This window comes from Streptomyces sp. NBC_00376 (genome assembly GCF_036077095.1).
Taxonomy (GTDB): domain Bacteria; phylum Actinomycetota; class Actinomycetes; order Streptomycetales; family Streptomycetaceae; genus Streptomyces.
Genome location: NZ_CP107960.1, coordinates 7,264,509 through 7,281,673 on the forward strand (window position 1 = coordinate 7,264,509; position 17,165 = coordinate 7,281,673).

The 17,165-nt window shown below is 68.1% G+C and carries 19 protein-coding genes and 2 pseudogenes; 16 read left to right on the plus strand and 5 right to left on the minus strand.

What is annotated here, in order from left to right; translation table 11 throughout:
* Positions 1 to 26 precede the first annotated feature (26 nt).
* The 3 genes from OG842_RS32745 (at position 27) to OG842_RS32755 (ending at position 3,130) form a co-directional block, all read left to right on the plus strand.
* A complete protein-coding gene (locus OG842_RS32745) occupies positions 27 to 491 on the plus strand; it encodes a PH domain-containing protein (protein ID WP_266735730.1) in 465 nt (154 codons plus the stop codon).
* A gap of 186 nt (positions 492 to 677) precedes the next feature.
* Positions 678 to 2,027, plus strand: a complete 1,350-nt coding sequence (locus tag OG842_RS32750; RefSeq protein WP_266735729.1) for a hemolysin family protein — start codon at positions 678 to 680, stop codon at positions 2,025 to 2,027.
* Positions 2,024 to 3,130: a hemolysin family protein gene (locus tag OG842_RS32755; protein WP_266735727.1), complete on the plus strand. Its 1,107-nt coding sequence runs from the start codon at positions 2,024 to 2,026 to the stop codon at positions 3,128 to 3,130. The genes OG842_RS32750 and OG842_RS32755 overlap by 4 nt, the downstream gene beginning before the upstream one ends.
* 114 nt (positions 3,131 to 3,244) lie before the next feature.
* Here OG842_RS32755 and OG842_RS32760 read toward each other — a convergent pair whose 3' ends face one another.
* Together OG842_RS32760 and OG842_RS32765 are read right to left on the minus strand one after the other, a co-directional pair.
* Positions 3,245 to 5,158, minus strand: a complete 1,914-nt coding sequence (locus tag OG842_RS32760; RefSeq protein WP_266735725.1) for an AAA family ATPase — start codon at positions 5,156 to 5,158, stop codon at positions 3,245 to 3,247.
* A 361-nt stretch (positions 5,159 to 5,519) separates the two neighbouring features.
* Positions 5,520 to 6,149: a uridine kinase family protein gene (locus tag OG842_RS32765; RefSeq protein WP_328512585.1), complete on the minus strand. Its 630-nt coding sequence runs from the start codon at positions 6,147 to 6,149 to the stop codon at positions 5,520 to 5,522.
* A 251-nt stretch (positions 6,150 to 6,400) separates the two neighbouring features.
* Here OG842_RS32765 and OG842_RS32770 point away from each other — a divergent pair, with 251 nt between their 5' ends.
* On the plus strand, positions 6,401 to 7,792 hold the full coding sequence (locus tag OG842_RS32770; RefSeq protein ID WP_266735723.1) for a peptidase C39 family protein: 1,392 nt from the start codon (positions 6,401 to 6,403) through the stop codon (positions 7,790 to 7,792).
* Positions 7,793 to 7,922: 130 nt separating this feature from the next.
* Here OG842_RS32770 and OG842_RS32775 read toward each other — a convergent pair whose 3' ends face one another.
* On the minus strand, positions 7,923 to 8,426 hold the full coding sequence (locus tag OG842_RS32775; RefSeq protein WP_266735722.1) for a hypothetical protein: 504 nt from the start codon (positions 8,424 to 8,426) through the stop codon (positions 7,923 to 7,925).
* 94 nt (positions 8,427 to 8,520) lie between these two features.
* Between OG842_RS32775 and OG842_RS32780 the strand changes: the two are divergent.
* From OG842_RS32780 to OG842_RS32820, 9 genes and pseudogenes are all read left to right on the plus strand, one after another.
* A pseudogene (locus OG842_RS32780) lies at positions 8,521 to 8,799 on the plus strand (helix-turn-helix domain-containing protein); the annotation flags it as partial.
* 611 nt (positions 8,800 to 9,410) lie between these two features.
* Positions 9,411 to 9,839, plus strand: coding sequence for an Asp23/Gls24 family envelope stress response protein (locus tag OG842_RS32785; RefSeq protein WP_266735721.1), 429 nt, complete (start codon positions 9,411 to 9,413; stop codon positions 9,837 to 9,839).
* A 38-nt stretch (positions 9,840 to 9,877) separates the two neighbouring features.
* The gene (locus OG842_RS32790) at positions 9,878 to 10,105 is read left to right on the plus strand and encodes a hypothetical protein (protein WP_266735720.1); all 228 of its coding nucleotides are present in this window, start codon (positions 9,878 to 9,880) and stop codon (positions 10,103 to 10,105) included.
* 167 nt (positions 10,106 to 10,272) lie between these two features.
* Positions 10,273 to 10,557, plus strand: a complete 285-nt coding sequence (locus OG842_RS32795) for a hypothetical protein (protein ID WP_323185870.1) — start codon at positions 10,273 to 10,275, stop codon at positions 10,555 to 10,557.
* Positions 10,554 to 11,234: a DUF6286 domain-containing protein gene (locus OG842_RS32800; protein WP_266735717.1), complete on the plus strand. Its 681-nt coding sequence runs from the start codon at positions 10,554 to 10,556 to the stop codon at positions 11,232 to 11,234. The genes OG842_RS32795 and OG842_RS32800 overlap by 4 nt, the downstream gene beginning before the upstream one ends.
* An 8-nt stretch (positions 11,235 to 11,242) precedes the next feature.
* Positions 11,243 to 11,839: an alkaline shock response membrane anchor protein AmaP gene (gene amaP / locus OG842_RS32805; RefSeq protein WP_266735716.1), complete on the plus strand. Its 597-nt coding sequence runs from the start codon at positions 11,243 to 11,245 to the stop codon at positions 11,837 to 11,839.
* A gap of 187 nt (positions 11,840 to 12,026) precedes the next feature.
* Positions 12,027 to 12,272 (plus strand): hypothetical protein, encoded by a 246-nt coding sequence (locus OG842_RS32810; RefSeq protein WP_328512586.1) that lies wholly within the window; start codon positions 12,027 to 12,029, stop codon positions 12,270 to 12,272.
* 38 nt (positions 12,273 to 12,310) lie between these two features.
* Complete coding sequence (locus OG842_RS32815; RefSeq protein WP_164495245.1) at positions 12,311 to 12,466, plus strand: DUF6131 family protein; 156 nt, start codon at positions 12,311 to 12,313, stop codon at positions 12,464 to 12,466.
* Between the two features lie 113 nt (positions 12,467 to 12,579).
* Positions 12,580 to 13,038 carry an SRPBCC family protein gene (locus OG842_RS32820; protein ID WP_266735712.1) on the plus strand — a complete coding sequence of 153 codons (459 nt, stop codon included), beginning with the start codon at positions 12,580 to 12,582 and terminating at the stop codon, positions 13,036 to 13,038.
* Positions 13,039 to 13,060: 22 nt separating this feature from the next.
* Here the strand turns inward: OG842_RS32820 and OG842_RS32825 are convergent.
* A pseudogene (locus OG842_RS32825) lies at positions 13,061 to 13,449 on the minus strand (IS30 family transposase); the annotation flags it as partial.
* A gap of 350 nt (positions 13,450 to 13,799) precedes the next feature.
* Between OG842_RS32825 and OG842_RS32830 the strand changes: the two are divergent.
* Genes OG842_RS32830 through OG842_RS32840 form a run of 3 tightly spaced genes read left to right on the plus strand, consistent with a single transcriptional unit; the run spans position 13,800 to position 15,957 of the window.
* On the plus strand, positions 13,800 to 13,955 hold the full coding sequence (locus OG842_RS32830) for a gas vesicle protein GvpG (protein WP_266735711.1): 156 nt from the start codon (positions 13,800 to 13,802) through the stop codon (positions 13,953 to 13,955).
* A 37-nt stretch (positions 13,956 to 13,992) separates the two neighbouring features.
* Positions 13,993 to 14,877, plus strand: a complete 885-nt coding sequence (locus tag OG842_RS32835) for a histone protein (RefSeq protein ID WP_328512587.1) — start codon at positions 13,993 to 13,995, stop codon at positions 14,875 to 14,877.
* A gap of 6 nt (positions 14,878 to 14,883) precedes the next feature.
* Positions 14,884 to 15,957 (plus strand): SRPBCC family protein, encoded by a 1,074-nt coding sequence (locus OG842_RS32840; RefSeq protein WP_266735708.1) that lies wholly within the window; start codon positions 14,884 to 14,886, stop codon positions 15,955 to 15,957.
* A gap of 863 nt (positions 15,958 to 16,820) precedes the next feature.
* Here OG842_RS32840 and OG842_RS32845 read toward each other — a convergent pair.
* Positions 16,821 to 16,976 carry a DUF6131 family protein gene (locus OG842_RS32845; RefSeq protein WP_229846355.1) on the minus strand — a complete coding sequence of 52 codons (156 nt, stop codon included), beginning with the start codon at positions 16,974 to 16,976 and terminating at the stop codon, positions 16,821 to 16,823.
* Positions 16,977 to 17,165 lie beyond the last annotated feature (189 nt).

Below are 17,165 nucleotides of genomic sequence, written 5' to 3' on the forward strand. Positions count from 1 at the left end.
GACCACCCGGAAGACAGAAGAACACCATGTCCGCCCCCGCATCCCGGCCCGAACTCCCCACCCTCCCGGTCACGTTCCGGCCGACCCGGACCCGGGTGGTCCTGCTGACCGTGGGGGCGGTGATGTTCGTCGTCATCACCGCCGTCGCGCTGACCCTGGAGCAGCTCGGTCCGGGGGAGCGGGCCAGCTTCGTCTTCACGGCACTGCTGTTCTTCGGAGTGCTCGCCCTGCTCAGCCGCCCGAAGGTCGTCGCGAACGAGGACGGGGTGACCGTGGTCAATCTCACCCGGACGCGCCGGCTGTCCTGGGCGGAGATCCTCCGGGTCAACCTGCGCGTCGGCGACCCCTGGGTCTTTCTGGACCTCAGCGACGGGACCAGCATGCCCGCCCTCGGCATCCAGCCGGGAATCGCCAAACAGCAGGCCATCCGTGACGCCCGTACGCTCCGCGCCCTCGCCGAGAGCCGCGGCACCGGACCGGACATCGGCTGAGCCCCCTGCCCCGTACGGCCTCTTCTTGATTACTCTGGAGGGCGGCGGTGCCCCTGTGCACCCCGCCCCGCACCCAGAGGTCCACGAGACCGGCGGGGCTTTCCTGCGACCCAAGGAGTGACTCCTTCCAGCAATGGACGGATCGTCCGGTAGTACCTGCGCCGCCCCTTCTCCGGAGGCGGCGGCATGACCACCCCCCTGCTGCTTCTGAGCGCGGCATTCCTTCTCATCCTCGCCAACGGATTCTTCGTGGCAGCCGAATTCGGGCTCGTCACGGTGGAGCGGCCGGACGCCGAGCGCGCCGCCGCCGAGGGCGACCGGCGGGCCCGTACCGTCGTCGAAGCCCTGCGAGAACTCTCCTTCCAGCTCTCCGGCACCCAGCTGGGCATCACCATCACCTCACTGGTCGTCGGCATGCTCGCCGAACCGGCCCTCGCCCAGCTGCTCGACGGGCCGCTCACCGCGACCGGGCTGCCCGACGGAGCCGTCCCCGGCATCAGCGTGGTGATCGGGATGATGGTGGCCTCCGCCGTCCAGATGGTGATCGGCGAACTCGTGCCCAAGAACTGGGCGGTCTCCCGGCCGCTCCAGGTCGCCCGGTTCGTCGCCGGTCCCCAGCACCGTTTCTCCGCCGTGTTCCGGCCGGTGATCAGCCTGCTGAACACCGTGGCCAACCGGCTGGTGCGGCTGCTGGGCGTCGAACCCACCGACGAGCTGGCCTCCGCCCGCACCCCCGGCGAGCTGGTCTCCCTGGCCCGGCACTCGGCCGAGGCCGGCACCCTCGAACAGGACACCGCGGACCTCTTCGTACGGACCCTGTCGCTCGCCGGACTCACCGCCCAGCACGTCATGACCCCACGGGTGAAGGTGAGCGCCCTGCAGTCCTCCGCGACCGCACAGGACGTCCTCAACCTCACCCGCGCCACCGGCCTGTCCCGCTTCCCCGTCTACCGGGAGCGGATCGACGAGGTCGTCGGCATGATCCACCTCAAGGACGCGCTCGCCGTGCCCGCCCAGGACCGGCTGCGCACCCCCGCCGGACGGATCGCCGTACCGCCGCTGCTGGTCCCGGAGACACTGCCCGTCGAACAGCTGCTCCAGCGGCTGCGCAACGAGCAGCCGATCGCCGTCGTGGTCGACGAGTACGGCGGCACCGCCGGAGTCGTCACCCTGGAGGACATCATCGAGGAGCTCGTCGGTGAGGTCAGGGACGAGCACGACGCCGAGGGCGCCGACCGGCCCGAGCTTGCACCCGCCGCCCCGGAGGACGGCCGCCCGGCCTGGGACGCGGAAGGCAGCTGCCGGGTCCTCACCCTGCGCCGGATAGGGCTCGACGTCCCCGACGGGCCGTACGAGACCGTGGCCGGACTCGTCGCCGATCTGCTGGGACGTATCCCCGCCCCCGGCGACCGGGCCGAGCTGCCCGGCTGGCGGATCTCCGTCCGCCAGGTCGGCCACTACCGTGCCGAGAAGGTCCGCTTCGTACGCACCGCAGAGGCCCCGGTGGCCCAGGACGTCCTGGAGGCCGTGCGATGAGCCTGGTCCAACTGCTCTTCGCCGCGCTCCTCGTGCTGGCGAACGGCTTCTTCGTCGGCGCCGAGTTCGCCCTCGTCTCCGTACGGCGCAGCCAGGTCGAGCCCCTCGCGGCGGCCGGCTCGGGCCGGGCCCGCCAGGTGCTGTACGGCCTGGAGAACCTGCCGCAGATGATGGCCGCCGCCCAGTTCGGCATCACCGTCTGCTCACTGACCCTCGGTGCCGTCGCCGAACCGACCGTCGCCCATCTGCTGGAGCCGGTCTTCCAGGCGATCCACCTGCCCGAGGGCCTCATCCACCCGCTCGGCTACGTCCTGGCACTCGCCCTAGTGGTCTTCCTCCACCTCGTCATCGGCGAGATGGTCCCGAAGAACCTCGCGATGGCGGCGCCGGAGAAGACCGCGCTCTGGCTCAGCCCCGGCCTCGTCGGCTTCGCCCGCGTCTGCCGCCCGGTCACCGCCGCACTGGGCGCCTGCGCCCGGCTGGTGCTCCGGATCTTCGGCGTCGAACCGAAGGACGAGGTCGAGGCCGTCTTCACCAGCGAGCAGCTCAACCGGCTCGTCGAGGACTCCGGCCAGGCCGGACTGCTGGAGCCGGAGGCGCAGGAGCGGCTGGAGGACGCGCTGGAGCTGGGCAGCAGGCCCGTCACCGATGTGCTGCTGCACCGGGCCTCCCTGGTGACCGTGGACCCGTCCGTCACCCCGCACCGGATCGAGGAGCTGACCGTACGCACGGGCTACTCGCGGTTCCCGGTGTGCGCGGAGGGCGGCGGTCCGTTCATGGGCTACCTCCACGTCAAGGACGTGCTGGACCTGGAGGACGGCGAGCGTGCCGTCCCCCAGCACGTATGGCGTCCCATGGCGACCGTACGGGCCGAGCTGCCCCTGGACGACGCCCTGACCGTGATGCGCAGGGCGGCCACGCACCTGGCACAGGTCGCCGACGCCTCCGGCCGGATCCTCGGCCTGGTCGCCATGGAGGACGTCCTGGAGATGCTCGTCGGCGAGGTGCGCGACCCGGCCCACCGGGTGGCGGTGCCACGCCGCGCGGCGGAGCCCGCGAGCACGACGACCGGATACGGCGAACTCACCGCGTCGGTGCGTTAGGGGCTTTCGTCCGGATCAGCCCGGCATGATCCGGACGAGAGGCCCTGGCCGTACTCCCGGCTGCCGGAGGGGCCGTGCCCGGTCCCTCCGGCATGCCTCTCCGGCCGAGCGGGCTCACAGGGCCGGCGGCTCCTGCTGCCCCCGGTCCACCGGACCCCGGCCGGACAGCACCTCGCCGTACGCCTGCATCAGGTCCGGCAGCCGCAGGGTGGCCAGATCGTCCCGGCTCGGCACCCCCGGGTAGCCGGAGAGCCGCAGATCGCGGTAGGCGCAGCTCTTCTCGTACAGGGTGCGCAGGAACCGGCCGTTGCCCAGCTCGTCGATCCAGCCCTGCTCGACGACATGGCCGCTGATGGAACGCAGCTCGTCCAGGGACTCCTCGTCCCACGCGTCGCCGTTCTCCGCCGCCAGCACCTCGCCGATCGAGGTGAGCTCCAGCGGCCGGTAGCTCGGGAAGTCCACCCGGGTGGTGAAGCGTGAGGAGAGCCCCGGATTGGTGGCCAGCAGCCGGTCCATGCCCTCCGGGTAGCCCGCCAGGATGACCACGAGATGGTCCCGGTTGTCCTCCGCGCGCTTGAGGAGGACCTGCAACGCCTCGTCGCCGTACGCGTCGCCCTTGCTGTAGCCGCTGTTGGCGAGGCTGTACGCCTCGTCGACGAAGAGCACCCCGCCGAGTGCCGAGTCGATCAGCTCATTGGCCTTGACCGCGGTCTGGCCGAGGAACTCACCCACCAGATCCGCCCGTTGGGCCTCGACCAGATGGTCGCCGCCGAGCAGCCCCAGCGCGTAGAAGACCCGGCCCAGGATGCGGGCCACCGTCGTCTTGCCGGTACCGGACGGGCCGGAGAAGACGAAGTGGCGCTTCGGCGGCTGCACGGGCAGCCCCTGACCGGCCCGCAGCCGCGCCATGTTCAGCTGCGCGGACAACGCCTTGACCTGGCGCTTCACGGGCTCCAGTCCCACCATCCGCTCCAGCTCGGCCAGCGCCTCGGCGAGCAGCACCGGATCGCTGGGCCCCGCGGGGAACGAGGCCGGCGGCTGTCCGGGCGCCGCGCCCCTGCGCCGCGCCCCGCCGGACGGCGGCGGCATCACGACACCCGGAAGGCCTGACGTCTCGCCGCCGGGCCGCAGCTCCCGGCCGTCCACCGGATCGGCGCCGAGCAGCGGATCCGCTTCCGGCTGCGCCTCTGACACGGTGCCGTCCGTGCCGAGCCCGGCCAGCGACACGGCGGCCAGGCCCGCCGCCTCGTCGGAGCCCTCCAGGCCGTCGTAGTCCGCGATCGCGGCGAGCCGGGCCGAGGTGTCCATGAACGCCGGGTCGATCCGGTGCACCGCCCGGTAGAGCGGCAGGGCGGCGGCGCTGCGGCCGGTGCCCTCGTGCGCACGGGCCAGCCAGTAGCGCAGCTCCTTGCGCTGCGGCTGCTCGCTGCGGCAGCGCATCAGCGCGGTGGCGAGCAGTGGCTCGGCCTGCCCGTACATCTCCAGACGCACCCGGGCCATGCCGCCGAACAGCCCCGCCTCGATGCCGAGCAGCGGATCGTCCACCAGTTGCTCGGTGTTGCGTACGAGCAGCTCCCAGTCCTTGACCAGGTACGAGCGGCAGGCGTGCAGAAAGCGCACCTGCGGGTCCGCGTCCACCGGCGGCAGGCCCGCGAGGGCGCGGTCCAGCTCGGGGACGTGGCGGCCGTCCAGCCAGTGCGAGGCGTGCGCCAGCAGCAGGTCGCGTGCGCTCTCCAGCACCGGCTGCACCCACCAGCCCAGCCAGTACCAGGAGTTGAGCGTGCGCCTGTGGCGGGTGCGCTGCTCGCCGAAGCGCTCGCGATGGCGGTACATGCGCAGCAGCGCCGTCGTCGTGTCGACCCTCAGCGCATGGAGGCCGAGCCAGCCGTCCGCCATGCCGGGATCGAGCCGGACCGCGGCTCTGAACTCCTCTTCGGCCTGCGGGTAGGCGCCCATGGTGTAGGCGTCCACGCCGCGCAGCCAGGCGAGGTCGGCCGGGGCCTGTGCGCCCTGCGTGCCGATGTCCATCTGGTCCCCCACAAACCGTGCCCCCAGGATGTCCCGCCGCACGATTCTGCCCACCCGGGGGCGCCGAATCACTTTGCCACGGACGGGAATTGACCGCACCGAGAGGCATCGTACCTGCGCAGGGAGTGTGCGGCTAAGAGCGCCGCAGGCCGAAGGGAGGCCGTGACCCAGGGTGAGCGGAATCCGCCGGACCGGTGTGGGGGAGGGGGCGCGAGGGCAGAACGAAGCCCCCGATCACGGGGGAACAACCGGGGGCTTCGCGTCTGTGGGGGCTTCGAAAAGCCGCACATTGAGAACGTAAGACCTGTACCGCCCTCGGGTCAAGCAGAGTTGGGGCACTTCCGGGGCGATTTCTCACCATTCAGGACGACGGGGCCACGCGCTCACGGTCCGTGACGGAATGATCCGTTCCTGCTGCCGTTCCGGGCCCCTCCAGCAACTCGTACCCCACCGGCAACTGCCGTACCAGAGTGTCTGCGTGGGGGCGGGAAGGGTCGGCCGAGAAGTGCTGTGCCTCGGCCGCCGTCCACCCGTCCCAGAAGTCCGAGAGCGCCGACCCGTCCCTGCGCCGGCCGCGCCCCCAGGACCGCGCGGCGGGAAGGTCCATCCACAGCAGCCGGGCCAGCGCCGGCCGCAGTGCCCGGCGCCCGGCCCCGACCCCCTCGATCAGGACCACCGGTGCGGGCTCCAGGGCGCGCGGTGTTCCGAAGCTCCGCGCGGTCCAGTCGTACGGCGCGTACCGCGCGCACTCGCCGCGCCCCAGGGGTGCGAGCACCTGCTCCCGCAGCCGGTCGGTCCAGGTGAAGAAGGAGTCGTGCGCGGCGATGTCGTCCAGGTGCAGGACGGGGACATCGCCGAGCGCGGCGGCCAGACGGGTGGCGAAGGTGCTCTTCCCCGAGCCCGCGTGGCCGTCCACGGCGATCAGCCGGACCGGTCCGCAGGACGGTGCCAGGGTGTGCAGCCGCCCGGCGAGGAGCGAGAGGTCGTTCATGTCCACCAGCCTACGAGCCGCTCCGGAGCAACCGCAGGTCATATCAGTGGTCCAGACCAATATTGGTTTGCCGACGTGAGCCGAATCGCTGGCCGGATCCGGCCGTGACCCGCAATAGTTGGCGCACTGTCGTGCACCTGGGGTCTTTCGTTTGGGTCAGGCCGGATCAGGCGCCGGGGCACGCGAGCCCGGCATGATCCGGACGAGAGGCCCCAGCAGCCCCATTCCGCTTCCGACCGGGGGTCCCGCCCATGAACAGACCGACCTCACGCCGAACCGTGCTGACCGCCGCGCTGGCGGCAGCGGCCACCGCCGGGGCGGTGTCGTCCGCAGGCTCCGCGACCGCCGTCGGGGCGGTGCCGTCCGCCGGCGCTCCCTCCGCCACCCCGCCCCACGCCCCCTCGGCCAAGGCCCCTGCCGTGGACAACCGTTTCTGGCACAGCTACACCGACTGGCGCTCCGGCACCGGAGCCGGGACGCGGGCCGTCGCGGGCCGCCGTCCCGGGCTGGTGATCGACCACGCCACGGCGCGCACCGACTACACCGATCCGCACACCGGCACGACCGCCACCTGGGAGTACGCGACCTGGACCTCGCCGGTCCACCGCTCCTCGGTTCCGGCGACCGAGGTGATCGCCTCCTGGAACGCCGATACCCCGGCGGGCACCTGGATCCAGATCGAGCTCCTGGGCAGCTACTCCGACGGCACCTGGACACCCTGGTACGTCATGGGCCGCTGGGCCGCCGGCGACGGCGACATCCGCCGTACCTCCGTCGACGACCAGACCGACGGCAAGAGCTCCATCTGGACCGACACCTTCTCGGTGGACGACCCGGCGAGCGGACTGCGACTGGACTCCTACCGGCTGCGGCTCACCCTCCACCGCACCCCGGGCAGCCGCCTGACGCCCACCGTCCGGCGGATCGGCGCGATGGCCTCCGACATCCCGGACCGCTTCACCGTGCCGGCCAGCACCCCGGGCCTCGCCCGCGAGCTGCGGGTCCCGCGCTACTCGCAGAACGTCCACGCGGGCCAGTACCCCGAGTACGACAACGGCGGCGAGGCCTGGTGCAGCCCCACCTCCTCGCAGATGATCATCGAGTACTGGGGCCGCCGCCCCACCGCCGAGGACCTCGCCTGGGTCAAGCCCGGCCTGGCCGACCCCCAGGTCTGCCACGCCGCCCGGTTCACCTACGACTACCAGTACGAGGGCTGCGGCAACTGGCCGTTCAACGCCGCGTACGCCGCGACGTACGACGAGATGAGCTCGGTGGTGACCCGGCTGGACTCGCTCAAGGACCTGGAGACACTGGTCCGCGCGGGCATCCCGGCCATAACGTCGCAGTCCTTCCTCAAGGAGGAGCTGACCGGCGCCGGCTACGGCACCTCCGGCCATCTGATGACCGTGATCGGGTTCACCGACGACGGCGACATCATCGCGAACGACCCGGCCTCGCCGGACAACGAGGCGGTGCGTCGGGTCTACAAGCGCCGGGAGTGGGAGAACATCTGGTTGAGGACCAAACGGTACGACGCGAACGGCAAGGTCAGAAGCGGTACGGGCGGGGTCTGTTACCTGTACTGGCCCGCAAAGCCGGCACCGAGTCAGCGTCGCGTCCTGAGGTCGTTCGGCCTGCTGTGAGCATGTGCGGCGCCACGGCCGCCTCGACCACCTGACGGCAGCGTTCCCGCCCGTCCTGGGTGAGGTGGCCGTACTTGTCCACCGTGACCTTGATCGAGCGATGCCCCAAGGGCTGTCCCGCAATGACCGCTCATAGCTTCGGGAACGGTGGGGTGTCGTCCATCACCTGCAACAACTTCCGAGTAGGTGTTGCCTCCTTTGGCCGTACGGAGGAGGCAACACCCTCGATGACTGGCCGGCCGGCGTACACGGCTGCCCTTGCGGCCGCCTCCCAGCCGGTTTGCTGCTGGTAGCTCGTGTCGTGCTTGCGGTCCTGGGTCGCCGCAGCGGCGGAGTGCCACTGGTCGGTCCGGCAGATACTTCCCAGTAGGTCCAACAACTCGGCCTTGCAGGCCACGTGCGGGGACCCGACCAGTTCGAGAAGGAACGGGACCGTGGGAGCTGTCGCCTCACCGACGACGAACCCCAGCGCGCAGATGGCATCGCCCAGGTCATCGATGGCGATGCGGGCCGTGTCCTCATCTCCATATGCGATCCGGGACAGCAGAGTGGGAACATCGCCAGCCACAGCTCCCGTCGCATCGCGCAGTTCTCCCCAGCGGACCCCGGAGACGCTCCTCAACAGACTTCCCACGCTCTGCTCCTCATCAGATCCTCGTGCCGCTCTGGCGGTGCCTTAAGCATGGTGCAGCTGTGGGTAAGCCCCGGCCTGACGCCATGATCTTGCTGTGACTGGAGTGATCACGGCGTCGGCCCCATCCTGGACAGCCCCGTTCACCGGGCTGAGCCCGCGCTGCCTTGGCAAGCTGGTGATCGCACTGCGCCGTGATGGGGCCGATGAGGTGCGGCGGGGCCGGCCGTGGAGGCTGCCGCTGGAGGACCGGGTGCTACTGGTCACGACGTACTGGGGCACGAACTTGACGCTGCGCCAGCTTCCCCCGCTCTTCGGGGTATCGAAGTCCGCGGCCGACCGGGTCGTCAGACACCTCGGTCCCTTGCTCCCCATGGCGTTTTCTGCGGTCTGTGGCCTGAACGCCTCTCTCCGGGCCCTCGTGGAGATCCGTGACGCGCAGATCAACTGACTCAGCGGCCACGTTGAGCACTGCGCTACTCAACTGCTCCGCGGTGCGGGGCAGTGGCTGCCCCATGAATGCGGTGAGTGCGGCCTCGATCCTGAGCGGGCCAGGCGGTAGCGCGCTGGCCGGCGGACGGACGGACGGCTCGGGCGCGGGCCCGAGCGATGCCGGTCCGATGCGCAGGCTTTCCAGCCAAACGCCGGGAATCTCGGCGGCCGTGCGCCCGAGGGCCCGGACGGCTGCTTGCTCGGTGATCCACGTCCCGTCGTCAGGCCCTCCGAGAGGAGCAGCCGACCCAGGTCGAGGTGGCGGCGTACTGCCTGCATCCATGCCTCAGTCCACCGGACTCTCGCCCTCTTCCATGGCCGCGGTTCTCTTCCTCCCGCAGTGCGCCCCGATTCCGCAGGTGCTCTGGGCAGGGGCACTTCGTACCACTCGTTGAACCCTCCGTCTCATGACTCAAACCTCTGATAGATCCCACTAAAACGAATATAATCCGGTTAAAGAGTGCTAGGTGATCTCCTTCAGGGAGGAATAGTCCGATGACTGAGAACACCGGCGGAAAGCACGGCAGTGCGCCCGGCTCTCGCGGTCGGACGACCATCGCCGACGTGGTGGTAGAGAAGATCGCCGGAATGGCGGCTCGCGATGTGCTCGGCGTCCATGCCCTGGGTAGCGGATTTGCACGCTCGATGGGATCCATGCGGGAGCGGATGCCCGGCGCAGGTAGCGGTAAGTCCGTCACGCGCGGGGTCAGTGTCGAGGTGGGAGAGTTGCAGGCGGCCATCGATCTGGAGATCGTCGTCGACTACGGCGTCTCAATCACGGACGTGGCCAGTGACGTGCGCGAGAACGTGATCTCCGCAGTCGAGCGGATGGCGGGCCTGGAAGTCGTGGAAGTCAACATCGCGGTCAGCGATGTGAAGCTGCCCGACGAGGAGGACGAGGGGGAGCAACAGCGGGTCCAGTAGCCAAGGGGGAGAAGCCCGCTTGAGCGAAGGAGCGCGTGATGAGCAAGGCTGTGGTCGGCTTGATTGCCGGAATGGCACTGGGCTTCGCCGGGTACTTCGGTGGCTTCTGGGCCTTCCTGCTGGTGCTGGTACTGGGCGCCGTCGGACTTGTCGCCGGGCGCTTGATGGAAGGTGATCTCGAGCCGGGTGACTTCATCCGCCGCCGCCATGACGACCACCAGCGGGTACGCGATAGCCGGCGACAGGCTCAGGGGGACTGGCGGTAGTGACCAGTGACGTCGATCGTCGTCCGGGCATTCCTCGCAGAGAGCGGGGTGCGACCACCGTCTCCGACCATGCCGTCGCGAAGATCGCTTCCCACGTGGCCCGCGAGGCGCTGAGCCGGTTCACCGATTCGGCCCGCCGTGTACCGCCCAGCCACCGGACACCACGCGTGACGACGTCTGTGCGGCGGGCACCGGAGCGGAACGAGCACGCCGCAGGACGACTCGGCGATACCACCCATGGCCGTCCGGACATGCTCGGCGAAGTACGGATGCGTATCGCCGTGGAGTTGGGCTATCCGTCCGACATCGGGGCTCAGTGCGCTGCGGTGCGCCGCGAGGTCATCGAGCAGCTCAGGACATGGGCCGGCATGGACGTCTCCGAACTCACGGTGTCGGTCGAGAGGCTGCACTCGGTGCACTCGCGGCATAGAGACCGGGAGAGAGTGAGATGAGCGCGAACACCAGGCGGCAGCCGACCGGCGATTGTGACGTTCCCTCCGCTACAGGACAGGCAACTTCATCCGCGGGTACCCCCGCTGGGGGCGCGACAGCAGCGGTCCACGAATCGGGCCGGTCGGCGCGCCGCTTCTGGTCAGCGCGACGGATTCCCGCAGCCATTGTGGCGCTGCTGTCCGTCGCAGGCATGGGGCTGCTCCTGTACGACGTGGTCTCGGTGCGGGCAGACCAGCCCGGGATGAGCTGGCGACGGCGGCTCGCCGAGGAACTGGCCACACGACCGCTGCATGACATCTGGATGATCGTCGGGGCGGCGGTGGCGATGGCCCTTGGCCTGTTGCTTTTCCTGCTGGCGGTGACGCCGGGACTGCGCAGAGTGCTACCCATGCGGCAGCCCACCGGAATTGCCAGAACAGTGGAGGTCCACGCCGGGCTCGACCGCCACGCAGCCGCACTGAATCTGCGCGACCGGGCCGTACGGGTGTCCGGTGTGCAATCGGCACGGGTCGATTTCGGCCGCCGGAAAGTCAGAGCCCGGGCACAGGCACATTTCCGCGATCTCAACGAGGTCCACGCGGATCTGGACGCCGCGCTGAGCGAAGCCGTAACGAACTTGGGTCTCGCCCGGAAGCCCACGCTGGACGTGCGCGTCCGGCGCCCGAAGAAGGGTTGAGGTGTCCCATGCTCAAGGCAGTGAACCGGGTGTTGCTGGGACTGCTCGGCCTTGGACTGTTCGCCCTGGGCGGCGGCGTGCTGCTCGGCGGGCTGGATCTGCAGCGCCACTGGGGGTTCGACATGCCGGGCTGGTGGCCCTTCCGAGGCCCGGAGGATGTCGTGTTGGGCACCTGGGGACGCACCCGGTGGCGGGAGGAGGGCTGGTGGTGGCCGGCTGTCATTGCGGTGCTCGTCGTGCTTCTCGCGCTGCTGCTTTGGTGGCTTCTGGCGCAGTTGCACAGACACCGGCCGGGCCAGGTCCTCATCGAGAGCGAAGGTGAGGTGGCAGCCCGACTCAATGGCCGTGCGCTGGAGGATGCAATCGAGGAAGAGGCGAAGGTGCTGGATGGGATCTCGCAGGTTCATGTGCGGCTGACGGGTCGGCGTGCTGCTCCGGCCGCACGAGTACGGCTGCTGCTCGAGCCTCATGCAGAACCGGTGCGGACTCTGGAGCAACTGAGCGGGGAAACGCTCGCAAACGCACGGGACTCGGCAGGCCTGGACCGCCTACCGTCGGAGGTCCGGCTCCGGGGAGTCCGCCACCGCTCCCGCCGCGTCGCCTAAGGTCTGTCCATGGGGGATCGGTGTGGCATGGGTGTGGTGATCTCGAACGAGTGAGGCCTTCTGGTTCGGTGTGGACTGCGATACCTCCACCGGCAGGAGGCTCTCCCGCAGGGCTGCCAAACGAGCGGTGCAGCTCACGTTGTTGAGGCATCGGGTGGGCCGCTGAGAGACGGCCTGCCTTCGAGTGATGTCGAAGGCGTTCGGTGCGCGCTTCGGCGCGGCCTTTGTTGGGGAAGGACCGCGGGCCTCGACCGCCCGGCAGAGGCTTCTGCCGGAAGGTGACGGGCGCGATACGGCGTCGCTGGTGCCGAGCACACTGGCGATGATGACGGTCAGGCGGAAGCGCAGGATGTGCCTGCCCTCGTGGCATGGCCTTTGCCTGGTCTGGTGGACGATCGCCTCGCGCGGTCTGCGTCGCCGCATATACGTGTGAGGCGCATACTAAAAGGACCTGGGAGAACGGAGGACGCCATGATCATCCTCGGCGTCATTCTGCTGGTCATCGGTTTGGTGGCCGGCATATCGATCCTGTGGACGATAGGAATCGTGCTCGTCGCGATCGGCATTGTTCTTTGGATCCTGGGTGCTGTCGGGCATGCGGTGGGCGGTCGACGGCATTATTGGTAGTGCTGCTTTATTCCGGCAACCCGTGCACGCGGCCACTGTGATGTCCAGCGGCGGCTGTGATCCCGGTCTGATCGGGTGCCGCGTGTTATTCAACGTCCCGGATGGGAGCACACATGGCTGTACGTCATAAGCTCATCGCCCGGGAGCCGTCGGTGCTCTGGGCGGTTCTGGAGGACGAGAGCCGTTACGCGGACTGGGTGGTGGGGACCTTGGACTCCGCTCCGGGCAACGGGCGTTGGCCGGAAGTCGGATCGTCGATCAAATACACGGTGCGTGTGGGGCTGAAGGAGTTCCACGGACATACGACGGTCCGTCGCCTCGATGCGCCGCACGCGCTGGAACTCGAAGCGCACGGAGGGCCGTTGGGTACGGCGCGGATTGCCTTCGACATCCGGCCGTGGGGCGACAAGACCCTGGTCATTCTCGACGAGCATCCGCTGCGCGGCCTGGGAGGGAGTCTCCACAACACAGTTATAGACGCCTTTGCGCAGATCCGGCACCGCAGCATGCTGCGGCGACTTGCGGAAGTCGTCGAAGGAGTACCCCAGGACACGGGGCGAGCGAAAGGCTGAGAGGATCAGCCCCAACTGCGCATCAGCTGACTGGGTCCAGTAGATCAGTAAGACGCTCGGCTGGGGTTTCCCAGTCGAGTGTCTTTCTTGGTCGGCTGTTGAGTCCGGCGGCCACCACTTCCGGCCGCTCAGGTGTCTGCGATGAGAAGTCAATGTCCTTGGGGAAGTTCTGTCGCAGAAGGCCGTTGGCGTTCTCCTTCGAGCCGCGCTGCCAGGGGCTCGCCGTTCAGCAGCAGTAGACCGAATGTCTGCGGCCTTGGTGCACGCCTGGTGAGCAGCCATCTCCACGCCCTGGCCCCAGGCCAGGGAACGCCACAGGTGCGGCGGAAGGAATTGAACGGTCACGGCGAAAGCGTTACGGGGGGCAAGAGTGCTGTGGCCACACGGCAGATGAAGGATGGGCTCGTGCCGTCGTCCGCTGCACCGCCAGAACATCGACCCCCACCAGCGGCCGCCCACCCCGGCTGATGTGCCCGCTAGCTCCGCTCAAGGTGCGAGGCGCCCGATACCGATCAGACTTGAATGCATGGCAGAAGAACGACAGCCCCGCGGCGAAAGCCACGACTTGCGAGGCGCGGCGGAGCGATTTGAAAGCGCGCATCGTGAACACGTCGAGCTGCGTCCTGAGGGTCCGCTGCCCTGTTGCAAATTCGTCGCCGCTGCAGGAACTCACGTTCAGGCCGCCGGAGTCTGACCATGGGGCTGATCACGGGACTGCTCACGCTCCCCATCGCACCGGTCCGCGGTCCGCGGTCTGATCGATGTGGCGGAAGCTCCGCGACACTGCCGAGCGCGAACTGCACGACTCAGGAGTGCTCCGTGCCCAGCTGGCTTCATTGAAACGGGAACTTGAAGACGGATATGTCGACACGGAGGGAGTTCGAACCGGGAAGAGGAAAGGCTGCTCGACCGGCTAGGCCGGCCCCGCACCGAACGATCGAAGGTGACGCACTCATGGATGACACAGCCAAGGTGACCCTCGCGGCCGCAGTAGTGGGCGGCTATGTGCTGGGCCGGACGAAAAAGGGACGGCTGGCCCTGACCATTGCAACGTACCTGGCAGGGAGACGATTCGGCCTTGAACCCCGACAGCTTGCAGCCGAAGGGATGCGCAGGCTAGGAGAGATTCCCCAGTTCGCCGAGCTGCAGGAGCAGCTGAAAGGGGAAGTCTTCGACGCAGGCCGTAAGGCAGTGGCTGCCGCCGCCGACCGGGGCATGAGTTCGCTTGCCGACGTCATCAGCGACCGTACGGCCCGGCTCGGTGAGAAGCAGGATGAGGGGGAGGAAGAGGGAGACGAGGAGGAGTACGAGCTGGAAGAGGGAGGCGCAGAGTACGAGGAAGAGGAGGAACCGGAAGAGGAAGAGCCGGAGGCCGAGTACGACGACGGCCAGGCTGAGGAAGAGGAGGAAGAGGAGGAGCAGCCAGAAGAGGAATACGAGGAGGAAGAGGAAGAGCCGGAAACGAGGCAGCCGAAGCAGCGCCGCAGTTCTCGTCAATCAGCCCAGCCCAGAGGAGGCGCGGCGCGGAAGAAGGCTGCTCCCGCCCAGGGAGAGAAGCCTCGGACGGCCAAGAAGTCTGCCGCGCGGAAGGCGGCCCCGGCAAAGAAGACGGCTGCGAAGAAGACTGCGCCGGCCAAGAAGTCCGCCGCCCGGAAGACGGCCCCGGCAAAGAAGACGGCTGCGAAGAAAACTGCGTCGGCCAAGAAGCCTGCCGCCCGGAAGACGGCCCCGCCAAAGAAGACGGCCGCGAAGAAAACTGCGCCGGCCAAGAAGTCGGCCGCACGGAAGACGACGTCGTCGAAGCGAGCAGCGTCCAAGCGCGCCGATCGTCGGAGGTAGCCAGTCATGACCAGGACGGAAACAGACCAGCCCACGGCACAAATGTCGGGTGCGGACCGGCTTCGCGAAGAGGCGTCCAACTTCCTCAGTGCACAGGTGGAGAGGCTCGCCGAGAAGGCGGGCGACAAACTGACCGATGTCACTGGGCAGCTCACCGATGTGGCCGAGAGCGGATCGCTTCCTGCGATCGGTTCCCGTATTCTCCAGGGCGATTCCCCGCTGAAGGCATTCGTCGGAGAGAAAGCCAAGGGTGTCAAGGACAAAGTCGTGGGGAAGGTCAAGGAAGCGTTCGGTGGCGGGAAGGGGAAGCGCAAGTCGAGCGGCGGCAAGGTCATGAACATCATCGAGGTTCTCGATGTGGGAGTGCCCCTGCGTGTCGCGTACGACCACTGGACGCAGTACGACCAGTTCAGCAGCTTCGCGAAGGGTGTTCGCGATGTCTCGAAGAGCGATGAGATGTCCAGTGACTGGAAGGTCAAAGTCGGCCCTTCCTCGCGCGGCTTCAAAGCGACTGTCCAGGAACAGATTCCCGACGACCGCATCGTTTGGACATCCGAGGGGGCCAAGGGAACTACCCGTGGTGCGGTCAGTTTCCATGAGTTGGCCCCCAGCCTGACTCGAATCGTCCTGGTCGTGGAGTACTACCCGTCCGGGTTCTTCGAGAAGACGGGCAACCTGTGGCGCGCCCAAGGGCGCCGAATGCGACTCGACTTCAAGCACTTTCAGCGATACGTCACCCTTGCCCAGGAAGAGCCCGAGGGCTGGCGCGGTGAAATCCGGGACGGTGAAGTCGTCGTGTCCCACGAAGACGCCATGGAAGAAGAGGCCGCCGAGCAGGAGGACTCACAAGGCGAGGAGTCCGAGGACGAGGACTACGAGGAGGAGCCCGAGGACGAGGACTACGAGGAGGAGCCCGACGACGAAGACTACGAGGACGAGGACGAGCCCGACGACGAAGACTACGAGGACGAGGACGAGCCTGAGGACGAGGACGAGGACGAAGAGGAAGGCGAATACGAGGAAGAAGAAGGAGAGGAAGAGGACGTAACCGCCTCCCGGGGGCAGGGGCGACAGAGGTGACGCCGTGACTGGCGTCGCCTTCAGGCAGGGGGCCTACCCGTCTCGGGGCCGCAGACCACCAATCTTGTCGGGCCGCAGCCTGGCGTTGTGAAAGCCCCCAGTGAACCTCTTGCAGCTGTACGGCTTGAAGTCGTCCAGCAGCGTCAGGCGGGAGGTGACCTTGACCAGCAGATCATCGACATCTGGAATTCTGGCATGGCGTCGGCCTGCGTAGTGGGCGAGCTGAAAATCCCGGCTGATTCCATGCAACGAGCTTCTCTGGGAGTGGAGTTCGTCCACGGCTTGGCTGTGGCGCGGACAGCCGTTGACGACCGTGGTTCCGTCCGGGGCCAAAGGTGGCTCTGCTTCGGAAGAGGCACGCCAGGAACTTCCGCGGGTGGGACTGCAACTGCCCCGCCACGCGTACCGCACCGGCCACCTCGATTCGAAGGGCAGTTCCGTGTCGGTCACGGAGGACGCGTCGAGGCATATGCAGGCGGGTGAGTGCTCCAGGTCAGCGTCGTTCCGTTCGGCGCAGAGTGCGGCCGTCCGGTCGAGCGCGTCCTGTTGTCATAGTGCGTACAGCCGGCGCTGCGGACGCCGTGCTTCGCTTGCAACTGCGCGTATCCCGGTCGAAGCAGAAGCTGAGGAGCCATGGCTGCAGAACACCGGACTGTTGACGCGACGTACTGGATCGCCACCACGCCGCGTACCGGCTATCCGCCCCCCAGCGCCGCCATGACCGCAGACGGGGCCTCGCCAGAGTCGGCCTCCACATAGGCGCGGACCGCCCGAACGTGCTCATCCACGTCACCAAAGCCAGAAAACGCCTCCAGCGGAGAAAGGCTCCTGTACAAGTCGCCGACTGGCGAGACTCTGCCGGGCTACCAGTAGTGCCTTCGACCAGCGACCGCGTGCCCCAGAGACCCCAGGATCCACAAGACAACCCCGATAACCGCGAGAACTATCCCGATCGTCCACAGTATGGAGATCCCGGTCACGAACCCGACAACAAGCAAAATAATTCCGAGAATGATCACAGCGTTCTCCGATCTCGCACATGCCTCCCTTTTTTACTGTGGTCCCTGCGCACCGCAAGGGCAACTGCTCAGGGAATGGGCACACGCGCCTTGGGGCCGTCGGGGAACGGGTCAACAAGAGTGAACCCCGGCGTTCCACCACTTGCGAAACGCGCATGATACTGACCTCCTTTGAGTTCGTCATCGGCA

What these genes read in the sequence shown, in the direction of transcription:
- OG842_RS32745 (WP_266735730.1), top strand. Translation starts at nt 27, where the DNA reads ATGTCCGCCCCCGCATCCCGGCCCGAACTCCCCACCCTCCCGGTCACG.
- OG842_RS32750 (WP_266735729.1), top strand. Translation starts at nt 678, where the DNA reads ATGACCACCCCCCTGCTGCTTCTGAGCGCGGCATTCCTTCTCATCCTC.
- OG842_RS32755 (WP_266735727.1), top strand. Translation starts at nt 2,024, where the DNA reads ATGAGCCTGGTCCAACTGCTCTTCGCCGCGCTCCTCGTGCTGGCGAAC.
- OG842_RS32760 (WP_266735725.1), bottom strand. Translation starts at nt 5,158, where the DNA reads ATGGACATCGGCACGCAGGGCGCACAGGCCCCGGCCGACCTCGCCTGG.
- OG842_RS32765 (WP_328512585.1), bottom strand. Translation starts at nt 6,149, where the DNA reads ATGAACGACCTCTCGCTCCTCGCCGGGCGGCTGCACACCCTGGCACCG.
- OG842_RS32770 (WP_266735723.1), top strand. Translation starts at nt 6,401, where the DNA reads ATGAACAGACCGACCTCACGCCGAACCGTGCTGACCGCCGCGCTGGCG.
- OG842_RS32785 (WP_266735721.1), top strand. Translation starts at nt 9,411, where the DNA reads ATGACTGAGAACACCGGCGGAAAGCACGGCAGTGCGCCCGGCTCTCGC.
- OG842_RS32790 (WP_266735720.1), top strand. Translation starts at nt 9,878, where the DNA reads ATGAGCAAGGCTGTGGTCGGCTTGATTGCCGGAATGGCACTGGGCTTC.
- OG842_RS32800 (WP_266735717.1), top strand. Translation starts at nt 10,554, where the DNA reads ATGAGCGCGAACACCAGGCGGCAGCCGACCGGCGATTGTGACGTTCCC.
- amaP (WP_266735716.1), top strand. Translation starts at nt 11,243, where the DNA reads ATGCTCAAGGCAGTGAACCGGGTGTTGCTGGGACTGCTCGGCCTTGGA.
- OG842_RS32810 (WP_328512586.1), top strand. Translation starts at nt 12,027, where the DNA reads ATGTCGAAGGCGTTCGGTGCGCGCTTCGGCGCGGCCTTTGTTGGGGAA.
- OG842_RS32815 (WP_164495245.1), top strand. Translation starts at nt 12,311, where the DNA reads ATGATCATCCTCGGCGTCATTCTGCTGGTCATCGGTTTGGTGGCCGGC.
- OG842_RS32820 (WP_266735712.1), top strand. Translation starts at nt 12,580, where the DNA reads ATGGCTGTACGTCATAAGCTCATCGCCCGGGAGCCGTCGGTGCTCTGG.
- OG842_RS32830 (WP_266735711.1), top strand. Translation starts at nt 13,800, where the DNA reads ATGTGGCGGAAGCTCCGCGACACTGCCGAGCGCGAACTGCACGACTCA.
- OG842_RS32835 (WP_328512587.1), top strand. Translation starts at nt 13,993, where the DNA reads ATGGATGACACAGCCAAGGTGACCCTCGCGGCCGCAGTAGTGGGCGGC.
- OG842_RS32840 (WP_266735708.1), top strand. Translation starts at nt 14,884, where the DNA reads ATGACCAGGACGGAAACAGACCAGCCCACGGCACAAATGTCGGGTGCG.